Raw genomic sequence first — 22,698 nt, 5'->3', positions numbered from 1 at the left:
GGAGCCCGGCGGCTCGACGTGGCACTGGCCGCCGCGGGCCTCGCGTCCTCCCGCACCCACGCCCGTCGGATCGTCGAGGAGGGCAGGGCCCTCGTCGACGGCCGACCCGCCCACAAGCCGTCCGCGACCGTCGCCGCGGACGCCCTCCTCGAGGTCACCGGCGTCCCCGAGGGAGGGGAGTACGCCTCCCGGGCCGCCCACAAGCTCCTCGGTGCGCTCGACGCGGCGGGGCTGGACCCCCGCGATCTCGTCTGCCTGGACGCGGGCGCGTCCACCGGCGGGTTCACCGACGTCCTGCTGCGTCGCGGGGCGCGCGAGGTGCGCGCGGTGGACATCGGCCACGACCAGCTGCACCCGCGCCTGCGCGAGGACCCGCGCGTCGCGGTGCACGAGGGCACCTCGATCCGGGGACTGGACCCCGCGGACGTCGGCGGGCCGGCGCAGCTCGTCGTCGGCGACCTCTCCTTCATCTCCCTCGTCACCCTCATGGCGGACCTCGCCGTGCTCACCGCGCCCGGCGGCGACCTGCTGCTCATGGTCAAGCCCCAGTTCGAGGTCGGGCGCCGCAGGCTCCCGCGCTCGGGCGTGGTCGCGGACCCCGCACTGCGCCGCGAGGCCGTGCTCGGCGTCGTCGAGGAGGCCGACGCCCGCGGGCTCGACCTGCGCGGCGTCGCCGAGAGCCCCCTGCCGGGACAGGACGGGAACCACGAGTACTTCCTGCATCTGCATCGTCGCGACGTCCCCTCACGCGCAGAGGACACGTACGCAGAGGATCCGCGACCCGCCGGAGCGGCGCGCAGGATCCCGCGCGCCGCCTATGACATGATCGAGCAGGTGCTCCCGCGTACGCGCGCAGGCTCCCGCGCCGGACGTCGGCGCGCGCAGGTCACGGAGCACGTCACGGAGCATGACCAGGGCCCGCGTCGGGCCGATGGGCACAGGACCGAGCTGAGGACGAGGGAAGGGGACCGCCGAGCATGAGGCGCTTCCTGCTGTACGCGCACTCGGGGCGCGCCGCCGCCCTCGAGGCGCTGATGAGAGTCCTGGCCGAGCTCGGGAACCGCGGAGTGCGCGCCGTCATCACCGACGAGCAGTACGACCAGATCCGCATGTCGCCGCCGGCGAGCCTGCCCGAGGGGCTCCTGGACATCCTTGACTCCGAGGAGGTCGACGTCGTGGACGCCGTCTCCGCGGCGGACCTCGTCGAGCTCGGCATCGTGCTCGGAGGCGACGGGACGATCCTGCGCGCCCTCGAAGTGGTGCGCGAGGCCGAGATCCCCGTGCACGGCGTGAACCTCGGGCACGTGGGCTTCCTCGCCGAGAGCGAGGTCGAGGAGCTCTCGACGACGGTGCGGCGCCTGCTGGACGGCGACTACGACATCGAGGAGCGGTCGACCCTCGACATCGTCATCCGCGGCCCCAAGGACCAGATCCTCCACACCGACTGGGCGCTGAACGACGCGAGCCTCGAGAAGGCCGACCGCCAGAAGATGATCTACGTGGTCATCGAGATCGACGGCCGCCCCGTCTCCTCCTTCGGCTGCGACGGCGTGCTGCTGACCAGCCCCACGGGCTCGACCGCCTACGGCTTCAGCGCCGGTGGCCCCATCATCTGGCCCGAGGTGGACGCCTTCCTCGTCGTCCCGCTCGCCGCCCACGCCCTGTTCTCGCGTCCCCTCGTGCTGGGGCGCTCGTCCGAGGCGGCGATCGAGCTCACCGTCGAGAACCGCGACGAGGGAGTGCTCACCCTCGACGGCCGCCGCACCATCGACATCACCCCCGGCATGCGCGTCGAGGGCCGGCTCTCCCCCCGCTCCGTGCGGCTCGTGCGCCTGACCACCACACCTTTCGCCGATCGCCTCGTGGAGAAGTTCCAGCTGCCGGTCGTGGGCTGGCGCGGACGCGTCGGCCGCGACGTCTGAGCGGGAGCCGCCGTGCTCTCCACCCTCCGCATCCGCCGCATCGGCGTGATCGACGACGCCACCCTCGAGTTCGGTCCCGGCTTCACCGCGCTGACCGGCGAGACCGGCGCGGGCAAGACCATGATCGTCACCGGGCTCTCGATGCTCCTGGGCGCGCGGCTGGACCGCGGCCGTGCGGGCACCGCCGGGACCGTCGACGGCACGCTCGTGCTCACCGGCCACGACGAGCTCGAGTCGGCCCTGGACGAGCTCGGCGCCGAGGACGAGGACGGCGAGGTGCTCGTCGTCCGCCGCGTCACCAAGGACGGCCGCTCCCGGGCCCAGATCGGCGGGGTGCCCGTGCCGATCGGGACGCTGGCCCGGCTCGTCGGCTCCGCGGTCACCGTCCACGGCCAGGCCGACCAGGCCCGCCTGCGCGAGGCCGACCAGCAGCGCGAGGCCCTCGACCGCTTCGCCGGCGACACCGTCGGCCCCCTGCTGCAGCGCCACCGCGAGCTCTGGGACCGTCACCAGGAGCTGCGCGGTCGCATCGAGGAGCTCGAGCGCCTCGTCGCCGAGCGCGACCGCCGAGGGGACGAGCTGCGCACGGCCCTCGAGCGCATCGAGGAGGTCGACCCGCAGGACGGCGAGGACGAGAGCCTGCGCGCCCAGCTCGAGAGGCTCAACCACGCCGTGGACCTCCGCGCCGCCGCCGAGCAGGCGTCCACGCTGCTGCTCGGACAGGACGACGGCCCCGCGGCCGGCTCCCTCCTCGACCTCGCGATCGACCAGGTGCGCACCGCATCCGGCACGGACCCCGAGCTCGAGGGCACCCTCGGCAGGCTCGAGAGCCTGCGCCTCGACCTCTCCGACGCCGCCGCCGACCTCTCCCGCTACGCGGACGGCATCGACGCCTCTCCCGGGAGCGTCGAGCAGGCCAACGAGCGCCTCCACGAGGTGACCACGCTGGTGCGGGACCTCGGGCCCGTCCTCGGCGGCGCCGCGACCATCGGCGAGCTGCTCGAGAGCTCCCGCACCGCCGCCGCCGACCTCGACCGCTTCGACGGCGCCGAGACCGAGCTGTCCGCCGCCCGCGAGGAGATGACGGGCCTCGAGACCGCCCTCGACGAGGCCGCGGAGGCGCTCACCGGGGCCCGGGGCGACGCCGCCTCGCGCCTCGCGCGCGCCGTCGAGTCCGAGCTCGTCCACCTCGAGATGCCGCAGGCGAGCCTCGAGGTCGAGGTCGCCCCGCACTCGCCCCGTCCGCACGGCCGCGATCGCGTGGCGTTCCTCCTCGCGCCCCACCCGGGCGCCGACCACCTGCCCGTCGCGACCGCCGCGAGCGGCGGCGAGCTCTCGCGCGTCATGCTCGCCCTCGAGGTCGCGCTCGGCTCCTCCCGCGACGACCGCACCGCCGCCCCCGTGTTCGTCTTCGACGAGATCGACGCGGGCATCGGCGGCCGCGCAGCCCTCGCCGTCGGCCAGCGCCTCCAGCGGCTCGCCGAGAACGCGCAGGTCATCGTCGTCACGCACCTCCCGCAGGTCGCCTCCCACGCCTCCACCCACCTGCAGATCGTCAAGCACAGCGAGGACGGCGGCACGAGCTCCACCGTGCAGAGACTGGACCGCGAGGGGCGCATCGGCGAGCTCGCCCGCATGCTCTCCGGGGAGACCAGCGACCTCGCCCTCGCCCACGCACGGGAGCTGCTCGACGACTCGGCGGACCCGTCGGCGCAGGAGTCCGCGCCGGGGCAGGCGCCGGGGGAGGGGCGATGAGCACGACCGTCGGCACCGTCCTGGGGACCGCGCGCATCGGCCGGCGCACGAAGGACCTCACCAAGCGCCTCGAGCCCGGCGACATCGCGGTCATCGACCACGAGGACATCGACCGCGTCGCCGCCGAGGCGCTCGTCGAGAAGGCGCCCGCTGCCGTCCTCAACGCCGCCCGCTCCACCTCCGGCCGGTACCCGAACGCCGGGCCGCAGATCCTCGTGGACCACGGCATCGCGCTCGTCGACGACTGCGGCCCCGAGCTGTTCGAGAAGGTCCGCGAGGGCGCCCGCCTCACCGTCGCCGACGGCGTCGTCCGCGAGGGCGGGAGTACGCTCGCGCGTGGGACCCGCCAGGACCCCGCCACGATCGCCGCCTCCCTCGAGGCCTCCCGCGAGGGCCTCTCCGAGCAGCTCGAGCTGTTCGCCCGCAACACCCTGGAGTACATGCTCCTGGAGAAGGACCTGCTGCTGGACGGCGTGGGCGCGCCCGAGGTGCGCACCGTCATGGACCGCCGCCCCGTCCTGATCGTCGTGCGCGGCTACCACTACAAGGAGGACCTCGCGACGCTCGGTCCGTTCCTGCGCGAGAACCGACCCGTGGTGATCGGCGTCGACGGCGGCGCCGACGCGGTCCTCGAGGCCGGCTGGAAGCCCGACATGATCATCGGGGACATGGACTCCGTCTCCGACAGGGCGCTGGCATCGGGCGCCGAGCTCGTGGTGCACGCCTATCGCGACGGCCGCGCCCCGGGCATGGAGCGCCTGGCGGAGCTCGATCTCGCCGAGGACGCCGTGGTGTTCCCCGCCGCCGGCACCAGCGAGGACATCGCGATGCTCCTGGCCGACGAGAAGGGCGCGAGCGTGATCGTGGCCGTCGGCACCCACGGCACCCTCGAGGAGTTCCTCGACAAGGGCCGCGCCGGCATGAGCTCGACCTTCCTCACCCGGCTGCGCGTGGGCTCCAAGCTCGTGGACGCCAAGGGCGTCTCCCGGCTCTATCGCCAGCGGATCTCCACCCTGCAGCTCGTGCTGCTGGCCGTCGCCGGCCTGCTCGCCCTCTCCGTGGCCATGTGGGCCACGCCCGGCGGACAGGCGCTCTTCCAGATCCTCGGTGCACGATGGGACGACGCCATCTCATGGTTCACCTCCCTGTTCGCCACCCGACCCGCCACCGGAACCTAGGAGCCTCGGTCCGTGATCGACTTCCGCTACCACCTGGTCTCCCTGATCTCCGTGTTCCTCGCCCTCGCGGTGGGGATCGTGCTCGGGGCCGGACCTCTGCGCGAGAACCTGGGCTCCCAGCTCACCGGCCAGGTCGAGCAGCTGCGCACGGAGAAGGACGACCTGCGCACCTCCAACGACTCTCTGACCTCGCAGAACGACGAGCTCAGCGCGTTCATCTCGCAGACCTCGCCCGAGCTCGTCGCGGGCACCCTGAGCGGACGCAGCACCGCCGTGGTCTACGACGACGACTCTGTGCGCAACCAGGTCAGCACTCTCGACTCCCTGCTGGACGAGGCGGGCGCGGGCACGCCGCTGAGCGTGCGCCTGGACAGCTCCCTGTGGGACCCCGAGCAGGAGGACACCCGCACCACGGCCCTCGACTCCCTCCGGGAGGCGGACAGCGCGCTCGTCACGGCGGCCGAGTCCGACACCGATTCCAGCTCCGGTGCTCTCTCCACGATCATCGGCCACCTGCTCGTGGACACCTCGATCGGCGACGAGCAGCGCCAGAAGCTGTGGGCCGTGCTGACGGACGCCCGCCTCGTCGACGTCGACGGCAGCACCGACGCCCCCGTGGACTCGATGATCTTCGCGAGCGCCGCGCCCACGGACCTCACCGTGGGCGGGGACGACGCCTCGACCGCGGCCGAGCGCGCCCAGATGCTGCTCGAGGCCCAGACCGGGCTGCTCGAGCGCATGGTCGGCGCGAAGATCCCCACGGTGGTCTCGGGCTCGACCCCCTCGAACGACGACAGCGCGGGCCTGCTGCGCACGGTGCGCGGGGACTCGCGCTTCACCGACCTCTCCAGCGGCGACCGCCTGCAGGAGCCCGACGGGCCGACGATCGCCGTGCTCGCCCTCGCCGAGCAGGTGCGCGGCGAGCAGGGGAGCTACGGGACCGCCGCCGACGCCCAGGACCGCGTGCCGGAGGTGCCCGGCGGGGCCGGGGACTCGTCGGGCTCCGGGGCGGGATCCGGCGCGAGCGACGGAGGCGAGGGATGACGGGTGGGATGTCCGGCGCCCTGCGCCGCACGAACCACGCCGGTCGCAGCGTGACCCTCGCGGAGGGCGTCGCCGTGGCCGGGGGAGCGGTGGCCGCTCTCGCCGCGCGCGGCCTGCGCGGCGATGCGCTCGCCGTCGCCGCCGTCGGCGGACTGGGTCTCGCCGACGACGTCCTCGAGCCCTGGCTGCGCTCCCGCGGGATCACCCCGACCAAGGGGCTGCGCGGCCACCTCGGCGCCCTGCGTCGCGGACGCCTGACCACGGGCGCCGCGAAGGCCCTGGGGATCCCCGTGGTCTGCCTGCTCGACGCCGCCGCGGCCCGTGTCCGCACGGCGAGGACCCTCGGTCCGGACGCGGGCGCGTCGACGGAAGCCGGCGCGCCGACGGACGCGCGCGCCCTCCCCGCCGGAGCCGGGGCCGGGGCCGGGGCCGGCACACTGGTCGACGCGGGCGTCGCCGCGGGCGCCGCGAACCTCGCGAACCTCCTGGACCTGCGCCCCGGGCGCGCGCTCAAGGCCACCACGGCCTGCGCGCTCGTGCTCGCCCTCCCGCCCGCCCGCAGCCCGCGCGCACGGGAGGGCAGGGCCCTCGCCGCGATCGCCGCCGTCGCCGGGCTCGCGGCCCTGCCCGGCGACCTCGCCGAGCGCGGCATGCTCGGCGACACCGGCGCCAACGCCCTCGGCGCCCTGGTGGGCGCGGCGGCCGCGCGCCGACTCCCCGCGGGACCCCGCCTCCTCGTGCTCGGCGGTCTCGGGGCCCTCACCCTCGCGAGCGAGCGCGTGAGCTTCAGCGCCGTCATCGACGCGACGCCCGCGCTGCGCCGCCTCGACCGCTGGGGCCGCCGCGCACCCGATCCCGCGGGATCCGAGGACGAGGGGAGCACTCCCGCATGAGCGCCCCGTCCTCGACCGCACGGGTCATCGTGCGCGGCGCGACGGTGATCCTCGTGGTCACCCTCGTCGCGCGCATCGTCGGCTTCCTGCGCTACCTCGTCTTCGGCGCGAGCGTGGGCGCAGGTGACGTCGGCACCGCGTACTCGAGCGCGAACCTCGTCCCGAACCTCCTGTTCGAGGTCGCCGCCGGCGGCGCGCTCGCCGCCAGTGTGGTCCCGCTCGTGGCGGGCCTGGTCGAGAACGACGAGACCGGGGAGGGCAGGCGACGGGCCGACGGCATCATCTCCGCGATGCTGAGCTGGATGCTCCTGCTCACGATCCCGCTCGCCCTCCTCGTCGGCCTGCTCGCCGGCCCGATCGCCTCGCTCGTCCTCACCAGCGGCGACTCCGACGAGTCGGTCGTCGAGCTCGGCGCGTCGATGCTGCGGATCTTCGCGCTGCAGCTGCCGATGTACGGGGTGACGGTGGTGCTGGGCGCGTACCTCCAGGCCCGCAAGCGGTTCCTGTGGCCCGCCCTGGTGCCGCTGCTGTCCTCGCTCGTCGTGATCATCTCCTACCGCGTGTACGCGGCCGCGGTGCCCGCCGTGGCGACGGCCTCGACGATCTCCCCGTTCGCGCACGGAGTGCTCGCCTGGGGCACGACGGCCGGGGTCGTCGTGATGGCGCTGTCGGTGCTCGTGCCGGCCGCACGCGCCGGGCTGCGCCTGCGCCCCACCCTGCGGATGCCCGCCGGGATGGGCAGCAGGGCCCTGCGCCTCGCGGGAGCCGGGCTCGGCGCGGTCGGCGCGCAGCAGCTCGCCCTCGCGCTCGTGCTGCTGCTGGCCATGCGCACGGGCGGCACCGGCACCCTGCCCGTGTTCCAGTACGGGCAGGCGATCTACCTGCTGCCCTACGCCGTGCTCGTGGTCCCGCTGATCACGAGCGTGTTCCCGCATCTGTCCGAGCAGCGCCTGGTCGGGGACCTGCGGGGCTTCGCCGTCACCGCCCGCGCGTCCCTGCGCTCGGTCGTCGTGATCGGGACCGTGGGCGCGGCGACGCTGTTCGCCGCCGGCCCGGCCCTCGAGGCCTTCTTCCACCACATCGACCGCGCGGGCGCGGTCGGCGTCGGCGCGGTCGTCGCCGCCCTCTCCGTGGGGCTGCTGCCGTACGCGATCACCATGCAGTGCACCCGGGTGCTGTCCGCGGCGATGCGGGCGCGGGACGCGCTGCTCGTGGGCTCCGTCGGCTGGGTCGTGGGCGGGATCCTCATCGTGGTCGTGGCGGTGCTCTCGAACTCCGGCAGCTCGGCCGTGGCCGCGACCGCCTTCGCCTTCGCCCTGAGCGCTGGCATGTGGGTCTCGGGCATCACCGGCCTCGCGCGGGTCGCCGATCTCCTCGAGGGCGTCGAGGGCGGCGCGCCCCTGGTGCGCGTCGTGCCGATCGGGGCCGTGGTCTCCGTGGCCGCGGCGATCCCGGGACTGCTCCTGGGACGCGCGATGGTCACCCAGGGCACGTCCGAGCTGCTGTGCGTGCTGATCGGGGTGCTCACCGGCGGCATCGGCATGGTCCTCGCCCTCGTCGCCATGACCCTCGCCGACCGCCGCACCGCGGCCTCGCTGCTGGCGCGCCTGCGCCGCGGGCGCACGGAGCAGGCGTGAGGCGCATGCAGGAGGGGGAGCGGCCGTCCGCCGGCCGCACGCCCCGCGTGCTGATCGTCGAGCCCGCCGCGAGCGGGGGACTGGCGGCGCACGTGCGGATGGAGCGCGCCGTGCTCTCGGAGGCCGGTGTCGAACTGCCCGAGGCGGGCGTGCGGATCTCCTCGCGCCCCGCGCCGGCGGACGTCCGCACCGTGCGCACCCTGCGCGAGCGCATGCGCGCGACCGGAGCCCGGCCCCCGGTCGACGCGGTCCATGGCCACGGGCTGCGCGCCGGGGCGCTCGCCGCTCTCGCCCGCGGGCCGCGCGGCCGCGGACCCCGCCTCGTGGTGACGCTGCACAACCGCGTCGTCGGACCGCGTGCGGTGCGCGCCATGGGACGCCTCCTGCTGCGGGTCGTCCGCTCCCGCGCCGACGCGGTCCTCACCGTGTCCCCGGACCTCGACCCGCTCGTGCGGGGCGTCCCGGAGGTCGAGCACGCTCTCATCCCCGCGCTGCCCGGGCCCGGGGCGCACGCCGCCGCGCGGGTCACCGCACCCGACGCGTCGGCGGATCCCGCCCGGGACGAGCACGGCGAACCCGTTGAACCCGACGAGCCCGGCGTGCTCGACGTGCTCGTCGTCGCCCGGCTCGCCCCGCAGAAGGGGCTCGACGACCTCCTGGACGCCCTGGGCCTGCTCGTCGCCGAGGCCGTCCCGGCCGCTCCCGGGCTCCGCGTGCGGATCGCGGGGGACGGGCCCCTCGCGTCGCATCTCAGCGGGCGCATCCGCGCCGAGCACCTTCCCGTCGAGCTGCTCGGCAGGCGCGAGGACGTTCCCGATCTGCTCGCCGACTGCGACCTCGTGGTCTCCTCGGCGCTGTGGGAGGGACAGCCGGTGTTCCTGCAGGAGGCCCTGCGCGCCGGCCGCGCGATCGTCGCGACCGACGCCGGCGGCACCCGCCTGGTCACGGGACGGGCGGCGCACCTCGTCCCCGTCGGGGACCCGGCCGCCCTCGCCCGGGCGATCACCTCCCTGCGCGAGGAGGGGGCGCGGCGGAGCGCCGAGCGGGCCTCCCGCGAGCGCTCCCACGAGCTGAGCGGACCCGACGACCTGCTCGCGCAGCTCACGCAGGTGCTGCGGATCTCCCTGCGCTGACGCGGCCGTCCGTGGCCCGACGGCGCCTCATCCGCATGGAACACCTCGCACATCCGCGGGTGTCGGGAGCGCCGAGGGGCCGTTCGATGCTAGGTTGAGACTCCGTGGCAGACAGCAGCGTGAACCCCCCGCGAACCCCGTCCGCATCGACCGCCCGCCCCGGCTCCGGCCCGGCAGCGAAGCCCTTCCGGAATCCCGGCACCACCAAGCACATCTTCGTCACCGGCGGCGTCGTCTCGAGCCTCGGCAAGGGGCTGACCGCCTCCTCGCTCGGGATGCTCCTGAAGAACCGCGGCCTGCGGGTGACCATGCAGAAGCTGGACCCGTACCTCAACGTGGACCCGGGCACCATGAACCCGTTCCAGCACGGCGAGGTCTTCGTGACCGAGGACGGCGCGGAGACGGACCTCGACATCGGCCATTACGAGCGCTTCCTCGACGAGAACCTCTCGGCCGACTCCAACGTGACCACCGGCCAGGTCTACTCCGGCGTCATCGCCAAGGAGCGCCGCGGCGAGTACCTCGGCGACACCGTCCAGGTCATCCCGCACATCACGAACGCCATCAAGGAGTCGATGCGCGCTCAGGCGAGCGACGAGGTCGACGTGGTCATCACCGAGATCGGCGGCACCGTCGGCGACATCGAGTCCCAGCCGTTCCTCGAGGCCGCCCGGCAGGTCCGCCAGGACGTCGGCCGCGACAACGTCTTCTTCGTGCACGTCTCCCTGGTGCCATTCATCGGCCCCAGCCAGGAGCTGAAGACCAAGCCCACGCAGCACTCGATCGCGGCCCTGCGCTCGATCGGCATCCAGCCCGACGCCATCGTGCTGCGCGCCGACCGCGCCCTGCCCGCCTCGGTGAAGGCGAAGATCGCCTCCATGTGCGACGTGGACCTCGACGCCGTCGTCACCTGCCCGGACGCGCCCTCGATCTACGACATCCCGCACGTGCTGCACGACGAGGGCCTGGACGCCTACGCGATCCGCCGCCTCGACCTCCTCAGCCACGACGTCGACTGGTCGCTGTGGGACGGGCTCCTCGAGCGCGTCCACCACCCCGAGTACGAGGTCGCCGTGGGCCTCGTGGGCAAGTACATCGACCTGCCGGACGCCTATCTCTCGGTCACCGAGGCGCTGCGCGCCGGAGGCTTCCACCACGACGCCCGCGTGAGGATCTCCTGGGTCGAGTCCGATGCCTGCTCCACCCCCGAGGGCGCCCAGGCGGCCCTCAAGGACCTCGACGCGATCGTGGTGCCCGGCGGCTTCGGCATCCGCGGCGTCGACGGCAAGGTCGGCGCGCTGCGCTTCGCCCGCGAGAAGGGCATCCCCGCCCTCGGCCTGTGCCTGGGCATGCAGTGCATGGTCATCGAGTACGCCCGCACCGAGCTGGGCTGGGCCGATGCGCAGTCCACCGAGTTCGAGGCCGACACGGCGCACCCCGTGATCGCGACCATGGCCGAGCAGGCCGACATCGTCTCGGGCGAGGGCGACCTGGGCGGCACCATGCGCCTGGGCGCCTACGACCACGAGCTCACCCCCGGCAGCCTCGCCGCCCGCACCTACGGGACCACGAAGGTCTCCGAGCGCCACCGCCACCGCTACGAGGTGAACAACGCCTACCGCAAGGACCTCGAGACGGCGGGCCTGGTGATCTCCGGCGTCTCCGCGGACCGTTCCCTCGTCGAGTTCGTCGAGCTGCCCTCCGAGGTGCACCCGTACTACATCGGCACCCAGGCGCACCCCGAGCTGAAGTCGCGCCCCACCCGGCCGCACCCGCTGTTCGCGGGCCTGATCGGCGCCGCCGTCGACCTGCAGAAGGCCACCCGTCTGCTCGAGGTCCCCGCCGAGCGCGGGGCCGAGGAGACCGGCGAGGCGGGATCCGGCGCGGACCCCGCCGTGCAGTCCGACGGGGCCGACGAGGCCGGGGAGTGACAGGGTCGCTCCGGGACGAGGACGGTGCACGTCCGGTCCTCTCCCGGAGCACCGCCTTCCGCGGCGCGATCTGGGACGTGGTGCGCGACGAGGTCGACTTCGCTCCCGGCGTCCGCTTCACCCGCGAGTACATCGCCCACACGGGCGCCGCCGCCGTGCTCGCGCTCGACGACGAGGGCGCGAGCGACGTGCGCGATGCGCGGGTGCTGCTCATCCGCCAGTACCGCCATCCTGCGGGGCGCACCTTCTGGGAGCTGCCCGCGGGCCTGCTCGACCACGAGGGCGAGGACCCGATGCAGGCCGCGGGGCGCGAGCTCACCGAGGAGACCGGTCACCGGGCCGAGCACCTCCGGCACCTGCTGGACATCCATCCCTCGGCCGGCAGCTCGAGCGAACGCATCCGGATCTTCCTCGCGACCGGCATCGGCGAGGCCGTCACGGACTTCGTGCGCGAGGACGAGGAGTCGGAGATCGAGCTGCGCTGGGCGCGCCTGGGCGAGGTGCTCGATGCGATCCGCGACGGCCGCCTGACGAATGCGACTCTCGTGGCCGCGGTGCTCGCGGTCGCGGCCCTCGGGGTCTGAGACCGGCCGGTCCGTCGCGGTCGCGCGCTGGGCGGCGGCCCCGGGGGCCCTACTCGGTGGGAGCGTCCGACGCGACGGGCGCGGCGGCGAGGACGGGGGCGACGATCTCCGCCTGCCAGTCGCGGGCGCCGAGCCCCGAGAGCTCGGCGCGGATCTCCTCCGCGTCGCCGGGCGTCTCGTGCTCCCAGACCCACTGGCGCAGCAGACCCGGGGTGAGCAGGTTCTCCGAGGGCACGTGCAGCTGCTCCGCGCGCTCCGCGACCGCCTCGCGGATCGGCAGGTAGCGCTCCCACACCTCGGGCCACTTCTTGGACCAGAGCTTGTGGGGCGGCGGGTAGCTGGGCTCCGAGCGCGAGGGCAGGTGCGCCTCGGGGAGGTTCACGCCCGCGCGCGCCGCCTGCCACCAGGTCTCCTTGCCGTGCATCGGCTTGGGCAGGGCGGCGAGGAAGGCCGTGTGCGAGGCGGTCGAGACCTTCGCGGCGTCGACGATCGCGCGGTCCTTGATCACGCGGTGAGGGGACAGGTCCTGCTCACGGGCGATCTGGTCGCGCCGCTCCCACATGGCGCGGGCGGCCGCGAGCTGGCGCGGCGTGCGCAGGGCGCCCAGGCCGTGCAGCTTCCGCCAGGGCTCCGCGCGCGCCGCGGGCAGGGGATGGGCGACCTCGTGCGCGAACTCCTCGCGCGCCCAGCGGGTCTTGTCCGTCTCCTCGAGACGGGCGGCGAGGATGTCGCGCACCTCGACGAGGACCTCGACGTCCAGGGCCGCGTACACGAGCCACGGCTCGGGCAGCGGGCGCTTGGACCAGTCCGCGGCGGAGTGCTCCTTGGCCAGGCGCAGGTGCACCGTGTCCTCGACGACCGCGCCCAGGCCCACACGGGGCATGCCCAGCAGCCTCGCGGCGAGCTCCGTGTCGAACAGCGACGCGGGGTGCAGGCCCAGCTCGCCCAGGCTCGGCAGGTCCTGGGTGGCGGCGTGCAGCACCCACTCCCGGGAGTTCATGAGCTCCACGAACGAGGTGGGCAGGGTGAAGGCCGTGGGGTCGATGAGGGCCGTGCCCGCCGCCTCGGTGCGGATCTGCACGAGATAGGCCTTCGCGCTGTAGCGGTAGGAGGAGGCCCGCTCGGCGTCGACCGCGATCGGCTCCTCGGGCGCGCTCGCGGCGCGCTCGCACCACTCCAGCAGCGGCTGGATGCGATCGATCACGGGGACCAGCCCGTCGCGCGGGGCGCCCAGAGGGGTCGGCTCGATCGCGGGGGAGTCGGCGCCGAGGTCGTCGCCGGTCCTGCCCGTGTCCGTCGTGCCGGTGGCGGTCGTCGGCGCGGTGCGCGCCGTGGTCGCGCTGTCCGCGGGTGCGCCGTCCTCGGTGCGTCGGGCGCGGGCGGCGGAGCGGTTGCGGGTCCTCATGGGGTCAGTCCTCCTCGTTCGCCGAGCCCTGCCGGGGGCGGGCGCGGTGGGAGGGGACGAGCGGCGCCACCTGGGCGGGAGCGGGAGGCAGGCCGCCGGCCGCCGCGAGCATGGCCGTCCAGGCGGCGAAGTGCGGGGCCAGGTCGGAGCTCGTCGGCGTCCAGGACACGCGCATCTCGACGTCGACGGTCGAGGGGCGCCCGGCGAGCGCGCCGTAGCTCTGGGACACCACGCGGGTGGCGGTGCACCCGAGCTCGCGGGACTCGGCGTCGAAGAGCTCGAGGGACTCGGTGACCCACGACCAGGCCACGTCGCCGAGCATCGCCTCGATCGCGAACTCGGGCTCGAGCTGGGCCTGGACGAGGACCACCATCCGGTACTCGCCCTTCCACGCCTCCTCGCCCGCGGGATCGTGCAGGACCACCAGGCGGCCGCTGGCGACCTCCTCGTCGTGCAGGATCACCTCGCCGTTGGCCGCCCACGTGTGCGGGGCCATCCGGCCGGGAGCGGGGATCGAGGTCCAGTGGACCTCAGGACGCAGGGGCGCACGGGTCATCTCCTCGATCGCCGTGCTGAAGGCGCGGGCGGCGGCGGGGAACTGGTGGACGGGCACGGCCGCGAGCCTAGCCCGCGACCCGTCACCACGGACCGAGGCGCGCCGTCGACCCGCCGACGACCTCTCCCCGGCCTCCGGCCGACCCGTCGGCCGGGGGTGCGGAGGCTCCAGCGGGTCCTCGTCGAGCGGGCCTCAGTCCTCGTGGACGAGGCTCAGGGAGTTGATGCAGTAGCGCTGGTCGGTGGGGGTCGCGAAGCCCTCGCCCTCGAAGACGTGCCCCAGGTGCGAGCCGCAGTTCGCGCAGCGCACCTCGGTGCGGACCATCCCCAGCGAGGCGTCCTCGAGCAGCTCCACTGCGTCGTTGTCCTGCGGGGCCCAGAAGGCGGGCCAGCCGCAGTGCGCGTCGAACTGCTCGTCGGCGCGGAACAGCACCGCCCCGCACGCTCGGCAGGCGTAGGTCCCGGCCGGGCGCACCTCCTCGTACTCCCCGCTGAACGGTCGTTCGGTGCCCGCCTGGCGCAGCACCTGGTACTCCTCCGGCGAGAGCTTCTCCCGCCACGCGGCGTCGTCCAGCTGGATGGCGTAGTGACCGCTTCCGATGGGCTTGGTGCTCATGGCTCATACCTCCGGGTTCGGGTGCCGACGGGTGGGGCGGGGATCGCCTCGGACCCGCGGCGTCACCTGCGATCCTACGGCGGACGTAGACTGCGCGTCATGATGCGCCTCACCTCCCTCGGCTCCCGCGCGACCCGCCCCGAGGAGGCGCCGGACGCGCGCGACGCCGTTCGTGAGCTGGGGCGATGGGGTAGGGCACTCGCCGTCGGCGGCGTCGGCGCGCTCGGTGCGTTCGCCCTCAGCGCAGGGGCGCTCGCGGCGGGGGCCCGGCTGCTCGCGAGGGTCCCGCTGACCCCGCAGACGTCCCAGCGCGGGAAGCTCGACCAGATGGTGCGGGCCGCGTATCCGGACCGTGTCCACCTCGATCGGACGGCGGAGGCCGTCCGCGGAGGCGTGATCGCCCTGCGCCGCTCCGGCGGGGCCGTCCACGTGCGCCTCGGCCCGGTCGACGGCGAGCCGACGCCCACCACCGTCTCCCGCCCGATCCTCGCCCGCGACACCGACGAGCCGATCGGGATCGGTCCCGTCGGCCTCGACGGCTTCTTCTGGCCCGGCACGCCCGAGACGTCGCTGGGCCTGCCCACCCGGGAGGTCGAGGTCTCCTCGCCCGTCGGCCCCATGCCGGCGTGGCTGGTGCCGGGGCGCCCCGGCATCTCGGGGGAGGAGCCCGGTGCCTCGAGCGAGGACGGGGCCTCGCGGGAGGACGGCGCAGCGGGGCCGACGGGCGACACCTGGGCCGTGCTCACGCACGGTCACGGCGCCACGCGCGGGGAGACCCTGCGCGCCATGTCCCTGCTGCACGAGCTGGGCCTGACCTGCCTCGCCCTGACCTACCGCAACGATCTCGGATCGCCCGCGTCGGCCGATCGGATGCACCATCTGGGCCTGGACGAATGGGAGGACACCGAGGCGGGCATCGAGTACGCCCTTGCCCACGGGGCGCGCCGGATCGTGCTCATGGGCTGGTCGATGGGCGGAGGCATCACGCTGCGCACCTCCGTGCACACCGCGCATCCGGAGGCGATCGCCGGACTCGTCCTGGACTCGCCGGCCGTGGACTGGCAGGACATTCTCACCTACCACGCGACGGCGCTCCGCGCCCCCGCGCCCATGCGGCGCCTGGCCCTGTGGATGATGACGAGCCCGCTCGGAGCGCGCCTGGTGCGCCTGCACGAGCCGCTCGCGCTCGCCGAGATGCGCGCCGAGCACTACGCGCAGCACCTGCGTCACCGCACCCTGCTCATCCACGCCCTCGAGGACACGACGGTGCCGCCGGCGCCGAGCGCCCGCCTGGCCGCGCTGCGCCCCGACCTCGTGGAGTTCGTGCCCTTCGCCGGCGCGAGCCACACCCGCGAGTGGAACCGCGATCCCGCCCAGTACGAGCGGCTGCTCGCGGACCACCTCGTGGACCTGCTGGACCTGGACGTCGACGTCGAGGCCATGGAGCTGCCCGTGCGCGACCCCGCGGCCGCGCCCCTGGAGGGGTCGATCGGCGCCCGGGTGTGATCCGTGCGCGCGGGGCCGGTCCTCGCGACCGGGCCGATCCTCGGGATCAGGCCCGGTCGCGCACCGTCCGGTCGCGCACGTAGCGGGAGAGCGTCGCGTGGGCGCCGACCGTGAGGGAGCCCAGCTCCCACACGCCCTCCGCGTCGACGCCGCGCATCACCCGGGAGGCGTCCCCTCCGACCGTCCGATGGGTCACCGAGAAGCACAGCTCGTCGAGCTCCCCGGCGCCGGCGAAGCGCGCGAGAGCGCTCGGGCCGCCCTCGAGCTGGATCCCGCGGTGCCCGAGGCCGGCGAGGGCGCGGCGGATGCCCTCCGGATCCTCCGCGAGGATCAGACTGCTCTCGGGCAGACCGCTCGCGGCGAGTGCCCGCTCGCCGTGCGCGGCGTCGGTCACGAGGTACGTCGGCCACGCGGGGTCGATGCTCGCGGGCAGCCGACCGGACTGCGACATGATCGCCAGGGCCGGGCGCTCACCGCCGGCCGGCCGCAGCGACGGGGCGAGCAGGTCCGAGCGGCCCTGGGGGCGGCGGTAGTCCTCGACGCGCACCGTCTCGGCGCCCACGAGCACCACGTCGGCGAGCGCGCGCAGCACGCCGAAGGCGAAGGAGTCGGTGGGATTGCGCAGGGGACCGCTGGTCCCGTCGGCACCGGTGATCGCGCCGTCGATCGTCGTGTTCATCATCGCCCGCACCCACGTGCGGTCCGCGGAGTACGCGTAGACCTCGGCGAGCGCGCGTGCGCCGGCGGCGTCCTCGGTGATCTCGCGCGGCGCGGCCAGCGCGCGCCCGTCGTCCCAGAGCAGCTGCATGGCCTCGATCCTCTCGTCGTGCGGGCACTGCGTGCTCTCCGGATCATCCCGCACCTGGGACGGTCCCGCGGACCGACGCGCGATCGTGGACCTGCCCACAGGGGATCTGCCCGGATCGGCCGTGCCCCTAGACTTGGCGGCCGTGACCGAGTCCCTCACCGCGCGCACCCCAGCCCCCTCCCTCGAGCGCCTGGTCGCCGACCTCGTGCCGCCGCCGCGCTTCGCGAAGGCGCGGCTGGACAACTACGTGCCCGATCCGCAGTACCCCTCCCAGCAGGAGGCCAAGGAGCGGATCGCCGAGTTCGCGCGCGGCATCGGCCGCAGCGGCGGCTCGAAGGGCCTGCTGGGCATGTTCCGCAAGCGGCCGCAGGCGGCGCGCGGCCTCTACCTCGACGGCGGCTTCGGCGTGGGCAAGACCCACCTGCTGACCTCCCTGTTCCACATCACCGACGGGAACCCCGTCTACGGCACCTTCGTCGAGTACACCAACCTCGTGGGCGCTCTGGGCTTCACCCGTGCCGTGGACCTGCTGGGCGGCTCCTCGCTCGTGTGCATCGACGAGTTCGAGCTCGACGACCCCGGGGACACCCTGCTGATGACGCGGCTGATCCGTGAGCTGTCCGATCGCGGCGTCGCGATCGTGGCGACCTCGAACACGCTGCCGGAGGCGCTCGGCGAGGGGCGCTTCGCCGCCCAGGACTTCCTGCGCGAGATCCAGTCGATGTCCGAGCGCTTCGACGTGCTGCGGATCGACGGCGAGGACTACCGGCGGCGCGAGGCCGTCGCCGAGGCCCCCGCCCTGCCCGAGGAGACCGTGCGCGAGCACGCCGAGGCCACGCCGGGTGCGACGCTCGACGATCTCCCCTCCCTCCTCGCGCACCTCAAGACCGTGCACCCCTCCCGCTACGGGGCGATGCTCGACGACGTCTCGTTCGCCCACCTCACCGAGGTGTCCACGATCGCCGACCACAACAACGGCCTGCGCTTCGTGGTGCTCGTGGACCGGCTCTACGACCGGGAGATCCCGGTGCTCGCGAGCGGGCAGGACGCGGCGGGCATCTTCACCGAGGAGCTGCTGCGCAGCGGCTACCGCAAGAAGTACTACCGCTCCCTCTCGCGCCTGACCTCGCTCGCGCGCGACGGCGCGAAGGACCTCGAGGGCGCTGCTCAGGACGCCTCGGCCGACTGAGCCGCAGCGGCGCTCCCGCGGACGACGAGCGCGCCGGGGCCCGCGAGGCCGGCGACCCGCTCCCGGGCATCGCGGCGCAGCGCGCCGAAGGAGGCGAGGACCTCCCCGCCGGCAGCGGCGTCCGACCCGGGCATCCCGGCCCCTCCCTCCGCGCGGCTGACGAGCACGTGCACGTCCCCGCGCCGCAGCACGAGGGACTCCTCGTCCAGCACGACGGCCTCGACGCGGCGGAGGTCAGGATCCCTGAGCTCCGGCAGCGCGCGGCGCAGGCCGATGAGCGTGCGGTACCACTCGAGCATCGTGCCGTGCGCGCCCTCGTGCCTCTCCTCCCAGTCGAGGAAGGAGTCGGTGAACGTGGAGCGCGACTGCGGGTCGGGCACGTCCGATGAGTCCCAGCCCATCTGCGCGAACTCCTCGCGCCGCCCGGCGGTGACCATCGCCCCGAGCTGCTCGCCATGGTCGGTGAAGTACCGGAACGGGGCGCTGCACGCCCACTCCTCGCCCTGGAAGAGCATGGGCGTGGGGGCACCCAGCAGGATCAGAGCGATCGCGGCGGCGTGCTCGGCGGGGGAGAGGAGCTGGTGGACGCGGTCCCCGCGGGCACGGTTGCCCACCTGGTCGTGGTCCTCGAGAAAGGCCACGAAGGAGTGCGCGTCGTAGGCGTCGGTCGCCGGATCGACGGGCGCGCCCCACACCCTTCCGCGGAAGGTGGAGCGGGTCCCGGCGTGCTCGAAGACGCGGGTGAGGGTGCGTGCGAGCACCTCGGCGCTGCCGAAGTCGACGTAATAGCCCTGCCGCTCGCCGCTGATCCACGCGTGGACGGCGTGGTGGACGTCGTCGGCCCACTGCATGTCCATGCCGAGACCGCCGCGAGCGGTGGGGGTGACGGTCGCGGGGTCGTTCCGGTCCGATTCCGCGATCAGGGTGAGCGGCCTGCCGGTCTCCCGCTCCCAGTCGGCGACGGCGTCGGCGAGCTCGGCGAGGAAGTGCCGGGGCGAGTCGTCCTGCAGCTCGTGCACCGCGTCCAGGCGCAGACCGTCCAGCTGCATGTCCACGAGCCAGTGCCGGGCGACCCCGCGCAGGAAGGCGCGCACGTGGTCGCTGCCCGCGTCGTCGAGGTTCACGGCCCAGCCCCACGGGGTCTCGTGGCGGTCGGTGAAGTAGGGGCCGAAGGCGCTGAGGTGATTGCCGTCGGGACCCAGATGGTTCAGCACCACGTCGAGGACCACCGCGAGGCCCCGCGCATGGGCCGCCTCGACGAAGCGGGCGAGGGCGGCGGGACCGCCGTAGGCCGGGTGCACGGCCATGAGGTCCACGCCGTCGTACCCCCAGCCGCGCTCGCCGGGGAAGGTCGCGAGCGGCATCAGCTCCACGGCGTCGACGCCGAGCGCGACCAGGTGTTCCAGGCGCTCGATCGCGGTGTCCAGGGTGCCGGTGCCGCCGTCGGCGGGCGGCGCGAAGGTGCCCACGTGCAGCTCGTAGACCACGCCGCCGCGGAAGGAACGTCCCTCCCACGGCGCGTGCGGGAACAGCCCGGGGTGCACGACCTCGCTCGGGCCGTGGACCCCGTCCGGCTGGGCGAGGCTGCGCGGGTCGGGCAGCCAGTCGCCGTCCCCGTCCAGGCGGAACGCGTAGCGGACGCCCGTGCCGGGCACGGCGGCCGGGCCCTCGGCGTCGGCCCCCTCGTCCCGCAGCCGGTGCCAGCCGTCCCCGACGGGCTCGAGGGTGCGCACGTGCGCGTCCTCCGGGTCGGGGACGGACTCGGTCTCGCCGCCGCGGAGCGGGGCCTCGAGGCGCACCTGCACCGTCCGTGCGCGCGGCGCCCAGACCTCGAGGGCGCCGTCGCTGTCTCGCACCGGCAGGGGAGCGGGGCCCGACGGGGGTCTCGTCGTGGAGGGGGACGGCGCCGTGCGCGTCCCCTCGGTCCCGGCCGCGTCGCTCGCGTGCTCACTCATGCGTTCCCCTCGTCCTCGTCTTCGTCCTCGATGTCGTCCTGCCCGGACGTCCCGTCGGTCCTCACCAGCAGCGCCGCCGGCCAGTCCTCGAGCAGAGCCGCCAGGCGCACCTGGCCGCCGTCCGTCTCCCGGCCGCTCAGCAGATCGCGCCAGCGGCCCTCGGGCAGCACGAGGACGGCGTCGCCGAAGCCGCCTCGCTGGGCGAGGCCGTGCGCGAGGCGGGTGACCACCGTGACCACCTCGAGGGGGCCGTCCTCGAGGGCGCGGCCGAAGGCCACCGCGTGCGCGGTCGACGTCGGCACCGGGCGGTAGACGGCGGAGCGCCCGCGGAAGAGCTCGGGACGCTCGCGGCGCAGGCGCAGCGCGCGATGGGTGAGCCAGAGCTTCTCGTCGGCCACGCCGTCGGGCCGCGCGCCCTCGCGCATGCGGGCGAGCCGCGCCTCGTGGCCGGCGTGATCGACCTCGCGGCGGTTGTCGGGGTCGACGAGGGAGAGGTCGATGGACTCGCACCCCTGGTAGACGTCGGGCACTCCCGGCATGGTCAGCTGCACGAGCTTCTGGCCGAGGATCGCCGCACGCTGCGCGCCGAGCGTCCTGCGGGTGAGGTCCTCGAGGATCGACGCGACCTCGGAGGAGTCGAGGGCCGCGCGCCCCAGCTCCCGGACCTGGTCCTCGTACTCGGAGTCCTGGTCCGTCCAGGTCGTGCGGGTCTTCGCCTCGCGCATGGCCTTCTCGAGGTAGCCGATCAGCCGGTCCTCGTCGATCCGCTCGCTGCTCCCGCCCGGCAGGTCCCAGGTCCCCAGCAGCGTCTGCCACAGCAGCAGGCGCAGGGCCCCGTCCACCCGGTCACCGATGTGCGCGGCGACCGCCCGTTCGAGGTCGAGCACCGCGAGGCCCCACTCGTGGGGGACCTCGGTGAGCACGGAGAGACGGGCGCGCACGTCCTCGCTGCGCTTGGTGTCGTGCGTGGAGAGGGTGGTCATGGAGTCCGGGCGCGTGTGCACCATCGTCGCGCAGTGGTCGTGGAGGTCGTCGGGCTCGACGCCGATGCGGTCGGGATCCGCCCCCACCTCGGTGACCGGCAGGAACCGCGGATAGCGGTAGAAGGCGGTGTCCTCCAGGCCCTTGGCGTGCACGGGCCCGCAGGTCTGCGCGAAGCGGATGATCAGCTCGGCGCGGTCCGCGTCCGCCGTCCGGCCGGCGCTGCCCACCTCGTCGCCGCACACGAGCGCGAGCACCACCTCGAGTGCGGCCCGCAGGTCCGCGTCCTCGCCCAGGAGGCCGCGGGCGCGGGAGGCGGCCGCCTCGAGCACCGCGCGCTCCGCACCGCTCGTGCTCTCACCGGGGACGATGTAGGCGCGATAGCGGTCCATCGAGGCGAGCATCGCGACCAGCACCCGCTGGATCTGGCGGCGCGTCGTGTCGCGCAGGCGGATGTCCTCCGCGCAGATGCGGTGGACGAGGTCCGTGAGGCGCTCGACCTCCGCCCACAGGCTCGTGGAGATGATCAGCGCCGTGGACTCGGCGGCGATCTCCTCGAACGGACGCAGGTCCCCCGTGGTGCGCTGCCAGACGTGCGTGAGCCCCAGGGCCCCGCGCGGGTCGTGGAAGAGGCCGCCCACGCGCCACAGGGCGTCGTACCCGGTCGTGCCGTCGCACGGGAAGTCGCCGGGCAGCTGCTCGTCGCCCTCGAGGATCTTCTCCACCGCGGTCCAGGCGCCGCCGGAGGCCTCATGCAGGTCGCGCAGGTAGCCGCGCGGATCGGCGAGGCCGTCGGGATGGTCGATCCGGTAGCCGTCGACGACGCCCTCCGACTGCAGCTGCAGGAGCAGCGCGTGGGTCGCGGTGAACACCTCGGGCAGCTCCACGCGCACGGCCGCGAGGGTGTCGACGTCGAAGAAGCGCCGGTAGTTCAGCTCGTCGTCGGCGACCTTCCAGTAGGCCAGTCGGTACCACTGGCGCTCGAGCAGGTCGACGAGCCCCAGGTCCTCGGTGCCCGGAGCGATCGGCAGCACGTGGTCGTAGTAGCGCACCACGCTCTCCTCGCGCGTGCCGCCGTCGCGCTGGGGCACGTCGGCGCGCGACACCTCGATCTCGCCGTCGGCGAGGACCTGGCCGATGGGGCGCCCCAGCACGGGCATGAGGATCGAGTTCTGGGCGGTGATGTCCACGTCGAACCAGTCGGCGAAGGGCGAGGCGGGGCCCTCGCGCAGCACCGACCACAGGGCGCGGTTGTGCCAGACGGGCGTGGGGATCGCCATGTGGTTGGGGACGACGTCGACGATCAGGCCCATGCCGTGGGCGTGGACGGCGGCGGCCAGTCTGCGCAGGGCGTCGATCCCGCCGATCTCCTGGCCGATCCGCGTGTGGTCCACGACGTCGTAGCCGTGGGTGGAGCCGGGGGCCGCCTGCAGCACCGGGGAGCAGAACACGTGGCCCACCCCGAGGTCGGCGAGGTAGGGGACGATCGCGGCGGCGTCGTCGCACGTGAAGCCCGCGTGCAGCTGCAGCCGGTACGTGCTGGTGGGGACGATCCGGGAGGGGGCGGGGAGGGTGACCATGTGCTGCGTGCTCCTTCGCGGGTCGG

General features: G+C 74.3%; 18 protein-coding genes. 12 read left to right on the top strand and 6 right to left on the bottom strand.

Annotation, left to right across the window (positions count from 1 at the left end):
- The first annotated feature begins 18 nt into the window (after positions 1-18).
- From M4486_RS06895 to M4486_RS06850, 10 genes are all read left to right on the top strand, one after another.
- Positions 19-981: a TlyA family RNA methyltransferase gene (locus tag M4486_RS06895; RefSeq protein ID WP_346731775.1), complete on the top strand. Its 963-nt coding sequence runs from the start codon at positions 19-21 to the stop codon at positions 979-981.
- Entirely contained in the window at positions 978-1,922 is a 945-nt protein-coding gene (locus tag M4486_RS06890) for an NAD kinase (protein WP_152353168.1), read from the top strand. Before M4486_RS06895 ends, M4486_RS06890 begins: the two co-directional genes overlap by 4 nt.
- Before the next feature lie 12 nt (positions 1,923-1,934).
- Positions 1,935-3,677, top strand: coding sequence for a DNA repair protein RecN (gene recN, locus M4486_RS06885; protein ID WP_249480393.1), 1,743 nt, complete (start codon positions 1,935-1,937; stop codon positions 3,675-3,677).
- On the top strand, positions 3,674-4,855 hold the full coding sequence (gene steA / locus M4486_RS06880) for a putative cytokinetic ring protein SteA (protein ID WP_200500498.1): 1,182 nt from the start codon (positions 3,674-3,676) through the stop codon (positions 4,853-4,855). The genes recN and steA overlap by 4 nt, the downstream gene beginning before the upstream one ends.
- A gap of 12 nt (positions 4,856-4,867) precedes the next feature.
- The gene (locus tag M4486_RS06875; protein ID WP_249480392.1) at positions 4,868-5,899 is read left to right on the top strand and encodes a copper transporter; all 1,032 of its coding nucleotides are present in this window, start codon (positions 4,868-4,870) and stop codon (positions 5,897-5,899) included.
- Entirely contained in the window at positions 5,896-6,792 is an 897-nt protein-coding gene (locus M4486_RS06870) for a hypothetical protein (protein ID WP_249480391.1), read from the top strand. Before M4486_RS06875 ends, M4486_RS06870 begins: the two co-directional genes overlap by 4 nt.
- Entirely contained in the window at positions 6,789-8,429 is a 1,641-nt protein-coding gene (gene murJ, locus M4486_RS06865; RefSeq protein WP_249480390.1) for a murein biosynthesis integral membrane protein MurJ, read from the top strand. The genes M4486_RS06870 and murJ overlap by 4 nt, the downstream gene beginning before the upstream one ends.
- A gap of 5 nt (positions 8,430-8,434) precedes the next feature.
- On the top strand, positions 8,435-9,562 hold the full coding sequence (locus M4486_RS06860; protein ID WP_249481090.1) for a glycosyltransferase: 1,128 nt from the start codon (positions 8,435-8,437) through the stop codon (positions 9,560-9,562).
- A gap of 212 nt (positions 9,563-9,774) precedes the next feature.
- A complete protein-coding gene (pyrG, locus tag M4486_RS06855; RefSeq protein WP_249481089.1) occupies positions 9,775-11,493 on the top strand; it encodes a CTP synthase in 1,719 nt (572 codons plus the stop codon).
- Entirely contained in the window at positions 11,490-12,077 is a 588-nt protein-coding gene (locus M4486_RS06850) for an NUDIX domain-containing protein (protein ID WP_249480389.1), read from the top strand. The genes pyrG and M4486_RS06850 overlap by 4 nt, the downstream gene beginning before the upstream one ends.
- 49 nt (positions 12,078-12,126) lie before the next feature.
- On the opposite strand, the gene M4486_RS06845 is transcribed toward M4486_RS06850, so the two are convergent.
- From M4486_RS06845 to msrB, 3 genes are all read right to left on the bottom strand, one after another.
- Positions 12,127-13,482, bottom strand: a complete 1,356-nt coding sequence (locus M4486_RS06845) for an HRDC domain-containing protein (protein ID WP_249480388.1) — start codon at positions 13,480-13,482, stop codon at positions 12,127-12,129.
- A gap of 4 nt (positions 13,483-13,486) precedes the next feature.
- A complete protein-coding gene (locus M4486_RS06840) occupies positions 13,487-14,095 on the bottom strand; it encodes a DUF3000 domain-containing protein (protein WP_249480387.1) in 609 nt (202 codons plus the stop codon).
- A 135-nt stretch (positions 14,096-14,230) separates the two neighbouring features.
- On the bottom strand, positions 14,231-14,653 hold the full coding sequence (gene msrB / locus M4486_RS06835) for a peptide-methionine (R)-S-oxide reductase MsrB (protein WP_249480386.1): 423 nt from the start codon (positions 14,651-14,653) through the stop codon (positions 14,231-14,233).
- A 99-nt stretch (positions 14,654-14,752) separates the two neighbouring features.
- On the opposite strand from msrB, the gene M4486_RS06830 reads away from it, so the two are divergent.
- Positions 14,753-16,159, top strand: a complete 1,407-nt coding sequence (locus M4486_RS06830; protein WP_249480385.1) for an alpha/beta hydrolase family protein — start codon at positions 14,753-14,755, stop codon at positions 16,157-16,159.
- A gap of 46 nt (positions 16,160-16,205) precedes the next feature.
- Here the strand turns inward: M4486_RS06830 and M4486_RS06825 are convergent, their stop codons facing one another.
- Positions 16,206-16,967 (bottom strand): dihydrofolate reductase family protein, encoded by a 762-nt coding sequence (locus M4486_RS06825; RefSeq protein WP_249480384.1) that lies wholly within the window; start codon positions 16,965-16,967, stop codon positions 16,206-16,208.
- 142 nt (positions 16,968-17,109) lie between these two features.
- On the opposite strand from M4486_RS06825, the gene zapE reads away from it, so the two are divergent.
- A complete protein-coding gene (gene zapE / locus M4486_RS06820) occupies positions 17,110-18,156 on the top strand; it encodes a cell division protein ZapE (RefSeq protein WP_249481088.1) in 1,047 nt (348 codons plus the stop codon).
- Here the strand turns inward: zapE and treZ are convergent.
- Both treZ and treY read right to left on the bottom strand, forming a co-directional pair.
- Complete coding sequence (gene treZ / locus M4486_RS06815; protein ID WP_249480383.1) at positions 18,135-20,111, bottom strand: malto-oligosyltrehalose trehalohydrolase; 1,977 nt, start codon at positions 20,109-20,111, stop codon at positions 18,135-18,137. The two genes, zapE and treZ, sit on opposite strands and share 22 nt — an antisense overlap.
- Entirely contained in the window at positions 20,108-22,672 is a 2,565-nt protein-coding gene (gene treY, locus M4486_RS06810) for a malto-oligosyltrehalose synthase (RefSeq protein WP_249480382.1), read from the bottom strand. Before treY ends, treZ begins: the two co-directional genes overlap by 4 nt.
- Positions 22,673-22,698: the final 26 nt, after the last annotated feature.

The organism is Brachybacterium kimchii, assembly GCF_023373525.1.
GTDB lineage: Bacteria > Actinomycetota > Actinomycetes > Actinomycetales > Dermabacteraceae > Brachybacterium > Brachybacterium kimchii.
The sequence above is the reverse complement of the archived record's forward strand: the minus strand, read 5'-3'. Positions and strand labels throughout refer to the sequence as shown.